11 protein-coding genes are annotated in these 11,666 nt (G+C 30.8%); 10 read left to right on the top strand and 1 reads right to left on the bottom strand.

The features are described from left to right. Positions 1 to 112 precede the first annotated feature (112 nt). From I6U48_RS11745 to I6U48_RS11730, 4 genes are read left to right on the top strand one after another with little or no spacing between them, the layout of a single operon-like run. Positions 113 to 691: a 2-oxoacid:acceptor oxidoreductase subunit gamma family protein gene (locus I6U48_RS11745; protein WP_218320655.1), complete on the top strand. Its 579-nt coding sequence runs from the start codon at positions 113 to 115 to the stop codon at positions 689 to 691. Further along, complete coding sequence (locus I6U48_RS11740) at positions 688 to 996, top strand: 4Fe-4S binding protein (protein WP_218320654.1); 309 nt, start codon at positions 688 to 690, stop codon at positions 994 to 996. The genes I6U48_RS11745 and I6U48_RS11740 overlap by 4 nt, the downstream gene beginning before the upstream one ends. A gap of 12 nt (positions 997 to 1,008) precedes the next feature. Further along, positions 1,009 to 2,190, top strand: a complete 1,182-nt coding sequence (gene porA / locus I6U48_RS11735; protein WP_218320653.1) for a pyruvate ferredoxin oxidoreductase — start codon at positions 1,009 to 1,011, stop codon at positions 2,188 to 2,190. 14 nt (positions 2,191 to 2,204) lie between these two features. Further along, complete coding sequence (locus I6U48_RS11730; protein ID WP_218320652.1) at positions 2,205 to 3,146, top strand: thiamine pyrophosphate-dependent enzyme; 942 nt, start codon at positions 2,205 to 2,207, stop codon at positions 3,144 to 3,146. Between the two features lie 165 nt (positions 3,147 to 3,311). Here I6U48_RS11730 and I6U48_RS11725 read toward each other — a convergent pair whose 3' ends face one another. Beyond that, complete coding sequence (locus I6U48_RS11725; RefSeq protein ID WP_218320651.1) at positions 3,312 to 3,851, bottom strand: methylated-DNA--[protein]-cysteine S-methyltransferase; 540 nt, start codon at positions 3,849 to 3,851, stop codon at positions 3,312 to 3,314. A gap of 226 nt (positions 3,852 to 4,077) precedes the next feature. Between I6U48_RS11725 and I6U48_RS11720 the strand changes: the two genes are divergently transcribed. From I6U48_RS11720 to I6U48_RS11695, 6 genes are all read left to right on the top strand, one after another. Next, positions 4,078 to 4,542 (top strand): helix-turn-helix transcriptional regulator, encoded by a 465-nt coding sequence (locus tag I6U48_RS11720; protein ID WP_218320650.1) that lies wholly within the window; start codon positions 4,078 to 4,080, stop codon positions 4,540 to 4,542. 129 nt (positions 4,543 to 4,671) lie between these two features. After that, positions 4,672 to 5,382 (top strand): lysophospholipid acyltransferase family protein, encoded by a 711-nt coding sequence (locus tag I6U48_RS11715; RefSeq protein ID WP_218320649.1) that lies wholly within the window; start codon positions 4,672 to 4,674, stop codon positions 5,380 to 5,382. Positions 5,383 to 6,173: 791 nt separating this feature from the next. After that, positions 6,174 to 6,848 carry a deoxyribose-phosphate aldolase gene (deoC, locus tag I6U48_RS11710; protein ID WP_218320648.1) on the top strand — a complete coding sequence of 225 codons (675 nt, stop codon included), beginning with the start codon at positions 6,174 to 6,176 and terminating at the stop codon, positions 6,846 to 6,848. A 208-nt stretch (positions 6,849 to 7,056) separates the two neighbouring features. Then, the gene (gene deoR / locus I6U48_RS11705) at positions 7,057 to 8,016 is read left to right on the top strand and encodes a DNA-binding transcriptional repressor DeoR (protein ID WP_218320647.1); all 960 of its coding nucleotides are present in this window, start codon (positions 7,057 to 7,059) and stop codon (positions 8,014 to 8,016) included. 207 nt (positions 8,017 to 8,223) lie between these two features. Next, positions 8,224 to 10,653, top strand: coding sequence for an EAL domain-containing protein (locus I6U48_RS30315; RefSeq protein WP_218320646.1), 2,430 nt, complete (start codon positions 8,224 to 8,226; stop codon positions 10,651 to 10,653). A 258-nt stretch (positions 10,654 to 10,911) separates the two neighbouring features. Next, on the top strand, positions 10,912 to 11,382 hold the full coding sequence (locus tag I6U48_RS11695) for a hypothetical protein (protein ID WP_218320645.1): 471 nt from the start codon (positions 10,912 to 10,914) through the stop codon (positions 11,380 to 11,382). Positions 11,383 to 11,666 lie beyond the last annotated feature (284 nt).

The raw sequence follows: 11,666 nt of genomic DNA, 5'->3' as shown, positions 1-11,666 counted from the left end.
TATTCTAACAAATTGACATAAAGTCTAAGTAAAACATAAGAAAAATGAGAAATTTATTCTTTGGCATGGCAATTGCTTAAACAATTAGTAAAGTAGTAAAGGAGGATTTAAAATGTCTAAATTAACTGAAATTCGTTGGCATGGCCGCGGTGGCCAAGGAGCTAAAACCGCATCATTGTTACTAGCAGATGCTGCCTTTAATACAGGTTGTTACGTTCAGGGATTTCCTGAATATGGTCCAGAGAGAATGGGGGCACCAATTACTGCCTATAACAGAATAAGTACGGAAAAAATAACAGTACATTCTAACATCTATGAGCCAGATTATGTAGTTGTAGTTGATGAATCATTATTAGAATCCATTGATGTTACAGCAGGACTTAAAGAAGAAGGCGCAATTGTTATAAACACAGAAAAATCTCCAGAAGATATAAAGAGTTCCCTAAGAGGTTATAAAGGTAAGGTTTGTACTATAGCTGCAGGGAAAATTTCTGAAGAAACTTTAGGTAAAAACTTCCCTAATACTCCAATGTTAGGTGCTATTGTTAAGGTAAGTGGAATTATGGAGGAAGAAGCTTTTGTAAAAGATATGGAAGCATCCTTTGCTCATAAGTTTGCAACAAAGCCAGAAGTACTTAAGGGAAATATGGAAGCATTAAAAAGATCAATGGAGGAGGTGAAGGGAATATGAGAAATAAAGAAGGAAAAATAATTAATGAAAGTATCACATGGAAGGATATAACTCCAGGTGGTGTAATATATGAAAGTGGTAGTGCAGAAAACTTTAACACTGGTGATTGGAGATCAATGAAGCCTGTTTTTAAAGTTGATAAATGTAAGCAATGCTTGCTTTGTGCACCAGTATGTCCAGACAGTTCCATTCCAGTTAAAGACGGGGTTCGCGGAGAATTTGATTTTAAGCATTGTAAAGGTTGCGGCATTTGCGTGAAAGCATGTCCTTTTGATGCAATTGATTTTATTAAGGATGAAAAGTAGAGGAGTGATATAATGGCTATTCGAGAAAGATTATCTGGTAATGAAGCTGTTGCTATAGCTATGAAACAAATAAACCCAGATGTTGTGGCGGCTTTTCCTATAACACCTTCAACAGAAATACCACAATATTTTTCACAATATGTTGCTAATGGACAAGTAGAAACTGAATATGTACCTGTGGAATCAGAGCATAGTGCAATGTCTGCTTGTATAGGTTCACAAGCAGCAGGCGCAAGAACAATGACTGCTACATCTTCTTGTGGTCTTGCATTAATGTGGGAAATGTTATATGTAGCAGCATCATCTAGATTACCAATTACATTAGCTTGTGTTAATCGTGCTCTTACAGGACCTATTAATATAAATAATGATCATAGTGATTCTATGGGAGCTAGAGACACTGGTTGGATTCAAATTTACAGCGAAACTAATCAAGAAGCTTATGATAATTTTATACAAAGTGTTAGAATTGGTGAACATAAAGATGTTTTATTACCAGTAATGATATGTCAAGATGGATTTATAACAAGCCATGCAGTAGAAAACATAGAGCTAATTGAAGATGATAAAGTTAAAGCCTTTGTAGGTGAATACGAACCAGAAGATTATATGCTAAATGTTAAAAGACCAATTTCAGTTGGACCATATGATACAGCTGCTTATTATATAGAGCATAAAAGAAATCAAGCAGAAGGTATGAAGAACGCTAAAAATGTTATTCTTCAAGTAGCGGAAGAATTTGAAAAGATGACAGGTAGAAAATATGGATTATTTGATACATATAGACTAGAAGATGCAGAGTATGCAATTGTAGTTATAAATTCTACAGCAGGAACTGCAAGAGCTACTATAGATGCAATGAGAGCTGAAGGCAAAAAAGTTGGAATGTTAAAAATAAGAGTTTTCAGACCATTCCCTATGGAAGAAATTGCAGATGCACTAAAGCATGTTAAGGCAATTGCTGTAATGGATAAAGCAGAAGGTTTCTCAGCAGCAGGTGGACCACTATTTGCAGAAGTAAGATCTGCTCTTTATGATGTTAAAGAAAGACCTATGATGATAAACTACATTTACGGTCTTGGTGGAAGAGATGTAAGAACAAGTGATATTGCCACTGTTTATGAGGATTTATTCCAGATATTAAAAGATGGACAAGTTAATGAAGTATATAAATATTTGAGTGTTAGAGAATAGGAGGTGCTACGATAATGAGTTATAATTTTAAAGAAGAAATGAATAAACCGGAAAGATTAACTGGTGGTCATAGAATGTGTGCTGGATGTGGTGCTCCTATAGCTGTTAGAGGAGTACTTAGAGCACTTAAAGCAGAAGATCATGCAATTATTGGAAGTGCAACAGGTTGTCTTGAGGTTTCAACTAACCTATATCCTTATACAGCATGGAAGGATTCTTTTATACATAATGCCTTTGAAAATGCAGGAGCAACTATAGGTGGTGTAGAAGCAGCATATAATGCCTTAAAAAGAAAAGGAAAACTTAAAGAAAATCATAAATTCATCGCTTTTGGTGGAGATGGTGGTACTTATGATATAGGTTTCCAATCCCTTTCTGGAGCTATGGAAAGAGGTCATGACATGGTTTATGTTTGTTATGACAATGGAGCATATATGAATACTGGTATTCAGAGATCCTCTGCTACACCAAAGTATGCTGATACTACAACAACACCTTTAGGTAAAGAAAGCTCAGGAAAGCAGCAGTTTAGAAAAGATTTAACACAGGTTATGGCAGCTCATGAAATTCCTTATGTGGCTCAAACAACTTTTATAGGAAACTTTAAAGATCTTCATGAAAAAGCTGAAAAAGCTATTTATACAAAAGGTCCAGCATTTCTTAATGTAATGGCTCCATGTCCTCGTGGATGGAGATATAATGCAGAAGATATTATGGAGATTTGTAAGCTAGCGGTTGAAACTTGCTATTGGCCTTTATTTGAGGTTATCAATGGTGAATGGAAACTTTCCTATAAGCCAAAGAAGAAGCTTCCAATTGAAGAGTTCTTAAAACCACAGGGAAGATTTAAACATTTGTTTAAAAAGGGCAATGAGCATATGATTGCTGATATACAAGCAAATGTTGATAAAAAGTGGAATGAACTTTTAATTAGATGTGGAGAAAAAGTAGAATAAATCAATTTAAAAGAGGTTTGAAAATGTTTTATTAAACTCATAAGTCTCAAGAAAAATTTCTTCGATTATTTCTCACTAGACTGCTTTCATAATGCTGAAAGCAGTCTGTAAAATATATTTATTTCTAATGAAACAACTTTTTTATTTTCCTGATTTTTAATTATATTAGAGTGCAGTACCCTTAGTCGGCCTAAACAACTTAGACATATCTACACCTTCTAATTCAAGCAATTTAATCTTCTTATCTAAACCGCCAGCATAACCTGTCAGGCTGCCATTTTTTCCTACGACTCGATGGCAAGGAATAATAATAGAGATTGGATTATGTCCCACAGCTCCGCCAACGGCTTGGCTGGACATGCGTTCCTTGTTCATCCGAGTTGCTACAATTTTTGCAATTTCGCCATAAGTTATATATTCACCATATGGAATTTCGCATAGAATATCCCATACAGCTTTACGAAATGTTCCACCATTAGGGGCTATGGATAATTCAGAAATAGCTGGCTTTTGCCCATCAAAATATCTGTCTAACCAATTCTTCGTATTACAAAATATTGGCAAATCAGATTTTTCAACCATTTCTTCCTTTATAGTGGAACCAAAGTACTTTTGCCCCTCTAACCACAGAGCCATAAGGCTTTCACCATTACTTGCTAATAGTATTGAACCTATTGGTGATGAATAACGTGTCGAATAAATCATATTTTACTCCTCCATTATATTTAATTTACAAGAAAATTAATAAATTTATTGGTATATAACTACGTCAGGGATAGCTAATAGTCTTCTAAAATTTAATATAGCACTTCTTTAGAATTTTGGCTATCACTGCATATAAGTTAAGTGTTGGCCGTGTTATCTATAACTCTATATTTACTTTTAAGTACTTATAGTATAAAATTACACTGTAAGTACAAGAGGTGATAAGATGACAAGAGCTGAATTTATTGAAAAAGTTACTTCAAAGTTAAAGCTGATAAGGAATGAGAGAAACTATACCCAAGATAAAATGGCTGAGATACTTGGCGTATCTAAAAAGACATTAGTTCAAATAGAAAAAGGAAGAGGATCTTTAGGATGGAGTGGAGCAGTAGTCGTATGTTCTTTATTTAAAGATAGTGAAGTACTCCAAATGATTCTTGGAGAAGACCTAGAGGACATAATAATTTCCTTAGCCTTTGGAAAAAGTGAAGGAAGTTATATGAGAACCATGGGTGGAAAAGTATGGTGGAAAGATGTAGAAGAAAAGGGTAATTATAAAGTTCAGCAAAATATAATATCTGGACATTATAGAATAATAGATGAGGAAAATAAAAGGATATGTTCTTCTTTTGAAGAGGATTACATAAGATTAAGAATAGATGAGTTGTATAATGACTATAAAAATAGTTGAGGGAAAGACTTCAACTATTTTTCTGCGAAATTTTAATTTGCCAAAACAGCAACATAAAATATATAATAATAGTCGGAGAAGATTAGTATTGTATTAAAATTGTAATTATAATTTTGGAAGGGGATTGAAATGATTAAATTGCTTTGGTATATATACTTTTCTGTATATCTTCTAATTAGTACAATAACAGGTAGAACTAAATTATTTTTTATGAAGAAAAAATCAAAAGAGTTAGCAGAAAAGTATGCATACAAAAAAATACAAGATATATCAAATCACGTTTTAAGAAAATCTAAAACTAATACTTTAGTAGAAGGAAGAGAAAATATTCCAGAAGGACCTTGTCTTTTTGTGAGTAACCACCAAGCAATTTTTGATGCCTTTCTTCTTATTGCAGGTATAGATAAGCTAACAGGATTTATTGCTAAAAAAGAAATAAAAAAAATACCTTTAGTCGGAAGTTGGTTAAGAGAAAATGAAACAGTTTATATAGATAGAGAAAATATTAGAGAAGGAATGAAGGCTATTAATAAAGGTGTAGAAAATTTAAAAAAAGGCCGTTCGATGATTATATTCCCAGAAGGGACAAGAAGCTTGAAATCCGAGATGGGAGAATTTAAAAAAGGTAGTATGAAGCTAGCATTAAAGGCAAATGTTCCTATAGTACCAATTACAATTGATGGCACCTATCGAGTGTTAGAGGTTGGAAATCAGGTGAGAGGAAACTCTATTAAGCTTATGTTTCATAAACCTTTATATTTAAATAATTTATCTGATGAGGATAAAAAGAATTTAGCACAAATTCTACATGATATTATTGAAAGTGGTTTGAAAAATTAATATAGAGATATACGGCCGAAAGTAGATTTACCATCCGTGGATGTTACCAAGCTTCGACACGATAAAAACTTTTTATATGTGCTTTCAGCTTTGGTAACATCTCACTGCGGGTGAATCCACTTTCTGGTATAGTTCTCTATATATAGATCTTTAATGTTAAAGCTGAAAATTTATATCAGTTTTAAATCTATGTTCCTGTAAGTTAGGGATTATGTGTGAATATCTATAACGTAATATTTTAAAAAAGGTTGCTCTTATTTCTGTGAATTAGGAGCAACTTTTTTTGATGTATAGAAAAGCAAAAATCTTTTACAATATAAAAAGGAGCATAAGATTTATTAACAAATATTCACTTGTCAATAACATTTGTTAAGATTTATGACTTTAAATTATAGAAATTAATTAAATGAAAGGTAAATTGGAAAATTTATTGCAAACAGTTTGAACAAATGTTAAAATCAAAATATCAAATGTTTAAAAATAAAATTTATAAATTTAAATATTATAGAGAACAATACCAGACACTTAACTTATACGCAGGGATATAGTGACATTATGGAAGGCACATTTAAATACTTTTGTTATAAGTCTTAGTGAAGTATTTTAGAAAGTCTTAGAGCCTTTGATATGTCTGAGGTACGAGTTTATCAAAGGTTCTTAGACTTTCAAAATACTGAGCTTTAGACTTATCAAAAGTATTTATTGTGCCGGAAGAATGTTACTATATCCCGGAGTATAAGTTAAGTGTCGGCCATGTATATCTATATTGTTCAATTACGGAGGTATTAGATATGAGTAATGAAAATTTAGCAAAAATGATTGATCACACATTATTAAAGGCAAATGCTACCCAAGAGGATATTGTAAAACTATCTCAAGATGCAAAACAGTATGGTTTTGCTTCGGTATGTGTAAATCCAACCTGGGTGAAAACAGCTCATGAAGTGCTAAAAGATACAACAGTAAAAGTATGTACAGTTATAGGATTTCCTCTAGGAGCTTCATCCTCAAGGGTAAAAGCTTATGAAGCAAAGGTTGCTATTGAAGATGGAGCAACAGAAGTAGATATGGTTATAAATATAGGGGCATTAAAAGGCAAATCATATGATGTTGTTGAGCAGGATATTAAAGAAGTAGTCGAATCCGCTAAAGGAAAAGCATTAGTAAAGGTTATTATTGAAACATGTTTATTAACAGACGAAGAAAAAGTAAAAGTTTGCGAAATAGCTGTTAAGGCAGGAACTGATTTTGTAAAAACATCTACTGGTTTTTCAACAGGCGGAGCTACTGTAGAAGACATAGCTTTAATGAGAAAGACTGTTGGACCTAATATAGGAGTAAAGGCTTCTGGAGGAGTAAGAAGTTACGAAGATGCAGCCAAAATGATTAAAGCTGGTGCAAGTCGTATAGGAACTAGTAATGGTGTTACTATAATTAATGGTGAAACAGCTAAAGAAAGTTATTAAATTTATAAGTATAGATAAACACGGCCGACACTTAACTTATACTATGAGAATTATCGGTAATAATTGGGAGATGCAAACATATTTCTAGAGGACAATTGACAAAGGACATATGACAGTTTTTGTGTTAACTGTTACCAATAAATATTTTTTATAAGTTAATTTTCGGCCGTGGATATTTATAATTATATGGTAAAATTGGAGTAATAGTATGGAAAAAAGTAAGCTTGAGAAAGTTATTGAAGCTGCAAAACTGTATTACTTATTGGATTATAGTCAGCAGGATATTGCAGATAAATTAGGAATATCAAGACCTTCTGTATCACGTCTCCTTCAACAAGCAAAAGAAGAAGGTATTGTTCAAATTAAGATTGTAGACCCGTATGAAGATAATGAAAAAATAGCAGATGAGCTGGAAAATAAATTAAACTTAAAAAAGGTTATGGTTGCTTCAGTTCCAAAATATGATGAAGAAACGGTTAAGAAGTATATTGGAGATATGGCAGCTTCTTACTTGAATAAAATTGTCAGTAATGAAGATATTATTGGGGTTTCCTGGGGAACTACAATCTATCAAGTTGCTAAAAGTCTTAAATATAAGCATTTAAAAGATGTAACAGTTGTACAGTTAAATGGTGGGGTAAGTCATTCGAAGGTTAATACCTATGCATCAGAAATTATGGGCTTATTTGGAAAGGCTTTCAATACTAATCCATATTATTTACCACTTCCTGCTATTGTAGACCATTTAGCAGTTAAACAGGCGGTAGAAGCAGATCGACACATAAGAAAAGTAATGGAACTTGCTAAAGATTCTAAAATCGCAGTTTTTACTGTAGGAATACCCTCTACAAATTCTGTTTTAATTCAGGCAAAATATTTTTCAGAAGAAGATCTTAAAATTATTCGAAATAATGCAGTAGGAGATATATGCTCAAGATTCATAAATCGTAGAGGAGATATTTTCTACGAGGATTTAAATAAGCGCACTATAGGCATAGAACTAAGTGAACTTAAAAAGAAGAAATGGTCTATTTTAGTTGCAGGAGGGCCTAACAGGTTAGAGGCCATTTATGGAGCAATTCAAGGTGGATATGCTAATGCTTTAATAACAGATAAAATTACTGCTAATTTGCTGCTAGATATTCATAAAGACGGAGAGAAGAAATAAAAGAAATACCACAAATGTTAAATATATACTACAAATGTTATATATATTTAACATTTGTGGTATATTTTTTGTAGATAAATATGGATTATTAATTAATTTTTAAATTTTTACTATCATATAGACAGCTAGTTACAAATGCTTTAAACTTAAGTAATGAAGAAAATTATGGTGTTTAATTTATATTTTAGCAAATGCGTGGAGGGAATTGTGAGAAACAAAACGATTTTATTTCTAATTTCATCTGTTATATTTGTAACAATAGCACTTTCTGCCCTTAATATTTTTAATACAGAAAGTGAAATTAAAAGTTTAACCTTAGAACAAAAAAGAGATGCTGTTGCTCATGCTACTGAACAAATTAATGAATTTGACATGTTTCTATACAGTATGAATAATGAGTTTTTGGAAAGTGAAAAAAATAGTATAATATACATTAATCAATGGTTTAAACAAAATAATATAAATCCTTTAGAAGTGCAGGACGAGACTTTAAAAAAACTTGTGAATAAATTAGATATTTCTCAAATATATATTATTGATAAAAATGGCCAAATTAAACGCACAAGTTTTGAAGCAGATAAAGGAATAAATTTAATCAATAAAAATAATTCTATGAAAAATTATTTAAGTATAATATACGGCAAAGGAACAATTAATAATCAGGGAATGAGCTTTTCAAATAAAATGGGAAAACTAAATAGATATACTTATTATAGTCCTATAAATAGTGATTATATTATAGAAGTATCTATTGATGTAAAAGAATATATTAAAAATAAATATGGTCAAAACTATTATAATTTCTTATTTAAAGATTTATTTGAGTTCTCAAAGTACTTAGGAAAAAGTAAGGTATCTATAGAAATTTATAATAGCAATGGTGATAATACATGGGCATTATTAGATGAAGGAAAAAAGCTGAATTTAACTGATGAAGAATTTAAAAAACTAGAAAATAACAACGAAATTATTAAAAATAAAGATGCAGTTAGTTATTATTATTATCAGCTTAAAGTACCTTATAAAAGTTTTATTAATAATCAAAAATTTTATGTAGAGATAAAGTATGATTCATCTGAGATATTAAGAACAGAGAAAGAAACAATACTAAAATCTGTATTAATTTCTTCATTTATAATAATTATTTTCTATTTTATAATTAGAAGATTTTTAAACAAATTTATTATAGAAAAAGTTGAGAAAATCAATGATGGACTTTTAGAGATTTCCACGGGAGAATATTCAAAGGATATATTAATTGGAGGAAAAGATGAATTTGCTCAAATTGCTTTAAATATAAATATAATGAAAAATCAAATCAAAGACAGAGAAAATAAGATTAGCACAATGGCATATTATGATCCAGTAACGGACCTACCTAATAAAGCATTTTTGCAAAGAGAATTAAATGATAGGATATACATGTTAGATGAATATAGTGGAATTCGGACTATGATTATCTTACAAATACATAATTTTGCTAAGATTACGGATATTTTGGGGCCTATCGCAGGGGAAGAAGTATTATTAACTATAGTAAGCTTTTTAAAATCTAAATGGAAAACTGCCTTCATAGCTCGTAAAAGTGATAACGAATTTGCCATGTTAGAGGATTTTGAAAATGAACAGGATATGAAAGAAAAAATGGAAAATTTAATGATAGAACTTGGAAAAGAAAATTTTATTTTAAGTAAAAGTATATACACTATTTTTAATGCTGGAGTTGTAATATATCCTGATCATGGTACTACAAGTGAAGAACTATTTAAAAATGGAGATCTTGCACTTCATAATATTGAAAATAGAGGTCATAATGAGTATCTTTATTATTCAGAAGAAATGGAGAAACGGCTAATAGATAGGCTAGTTATGGAAAAAGAGCTTAAAGAGGCTTTAATAAAAGATGAGATAAAAGTAGTATATCAACCTAAAGTTGATGTAAAAACAGGTAAAATTAAAAGTGCAGAAGCTCTTGTAAGATGGGAAAAGCAAAATGGAGAAAAGATATTTCCAAATGAATTTATTCCGTTGGCTGAAGAAACCGGGCTAATTATTGATATAGGAAACTATGTATTAAGGAAATCTTGTATGCAGATGAAAGAATGGAGAGAGAAAAATTTACCTAGATTAAAAGTTAGTGTAAATCTTTCTGTAGTTCAGTTTCAACAAAAGAATCTTCAAAATTTAATAGAAAATATACTAAAAGAAGCAGGATTAGAGCCAGATGCATTGGAACTTGAGATTACAGAATCTTTGCTAATAGAAGATATTTCAAAATGTAATAAAGTTTTAGAAGATATAAGAAAGAGTGGAGTTCATATAGCTTTAGATGATTTTGGTAAAGGATATTCTTCATTAAATTATTTGAAAAACTTGGGAATAGATACATTGAAAATTGATAAGGCCTTTGTAGACGACATTGTGAGCTTAAATGATAAACAAATTATTATTGATTCCCTAATCGAAATGGCTCATGGTTTGAACATTTCAGTAGTATCGGAAGGGGTAGAAAATTCTACTCAAGTAGAATACTTACAGGTGCAAGGATGTGATGAACTTCAGGGATATTTTTTTAGTAAACCTATAAGTGCTGAGGCTTTTGAACAAATTTTAATAAAAGATGCTAAATTACTATAAAGTACAGGTGATTGTCGACAAGTTTGTTTGAAAACAAACTTGTCGACAATCACCTAATTATATTTTATCATAAAAAAATCATAAAATGTTAATTAAAGTTAATATATTGACTAAAGTTGACATATAAGTCGTAATTATACTAGCACGGAGTAAGAATAATATATATCTATAAACTAAAACCTATATTTTATAGAAATAGTTATAAAATATAAACTTAGACTTGATACTCAAATAATATGATGAAAAGGAGAACAAGAAATGAATAGAAAGAAATTAATGAGAAAAGTATTACCTGTGTTAGTTACTGGAAGTGTACTTGTATCAACTGGAACTTTAACATTTGCGGAAGGCACTACACAAATACAAGATATATCACAGAAGCAGTGTACTAAAAACATAACAGATAACTTTAAAAGTAGACTTGATAAATTAGTTAATTCATCAATAATAACTCAAGAACAGGAAAATAGAATATTAGATTATATAAAACAGAAAGATGATGAAAGAAAAAAAGAGATGGATAAAGTTAAAAATATGACAGAAGCAGAACGCGAGGCATACTTTGCAAGTAATCCAAGACAGAAAACTGATTTGTTAAGTGACTTAGTTAAATCAGGGCTCATAACACAGGACCAGGCAGATGCAATTAAGAAAACTATGCCTAATAAACAAAAAAAGAATAATGAAAGAACTAGAGATAAAAGCACGAATTATACTACTGATAAGTAGGAAATTTTGATTATTTTAGAAGTTATTTTAAAATAGAGTTAAGGATATATAGACAAACACGGCCGACAATTAACTTATACTATTAGAGTTATTAGTAATGTTTGGAATATATAAATGTATTTCTAGAGGACAATTGACATAGGACAGTGAAGGTGAGTTTTCCTCCTTAAGTAGGAAAACAAATTTATATCGTGTGAATTCGTTTCGCTAAAGCGAAACATAATCGGTTTAATTAGGCCTAGCTTAATTAAACCTTATATACCAAACGTAAAACTCAAATAAAG

Source organism: Clostridium thailandense, assembly GCF_019207025.1.
GTDB classification, from domain to species: domain Bacteria; phylum Bacillota; class Clostridia; order Clostridiales; family Clostridiaceae; genus Clostridium_AM; species Clostridium_AM thailandense.
This window is presented reverse-complemented; position numbering and strand designations above follow the sequence as displayed.

Coding starts and splice junctions, on each gene's coding strand:
- I6U48_RS11720 (WP_218320650.1), top strand. CDS start 4,078: ATGACAAGAGCTGAATTTATTGAAAAAGTTACTTCAAAGTTAAAGCTG.
- I6U48_RS11715 (WP_218320649.1), top strand. CDS start 4,672: ATGATTAAATTGCTTTGGTATATATACTTTTCTGTATATCTTCTAATT.
- I6U48_RS11730 (WP_218320652.1), top strand. CDS start 2,205: ATGAGTTATAATTTTAAAGAAGAAATGAATAAACCGGAAAGATTAACT.
- I6U48_RS11745 (WP_218320655.1), top strand. CDS start 113: ATGTCTAAATTAACTGAAATTCGTTGGCATGGCCGCGGTGGCCAAGGA.
- deoR (WP_218320647.1), top strand. CDS start 7,057: ATGGAAAAAAGTAAGCTTGAGAAAGTTATTGAAGCTGCAAAACTGTAT.
- I6U48_RS11725 (WP_218320651.1), bottom strand. CDS start 3,851: ATGATTTATTCGACACGTTATTCATCACCAATAGGTTCAATACTATTA.
- porA (WP_218320653.1), top strand. CDS start 1,009: ATGGCTATTCGAGAAAGATTATCTGGTAATGAAGCTGTTGCTATAGCT.
- deoC (WP_218320648.1), top strand. CDS start 6,174: ATGAGTAATGAAAATTTAGCAAAAATGATTGATCACACATTATTAAAG.
- I6U48_RS11740 (WP_218320654.1), top strand. CDS start 688: ATGAGAAATAAAGAAGGAAAAATAATTAATGAAAGTATCACATGGAAG.
- I6U48_RS11695 (WP_218320645.1), top strand. CDS start 10,912: ATGAATAGAAAGAAATTAATGAGAAAAGTATTACCTGTGTTAGTTACT.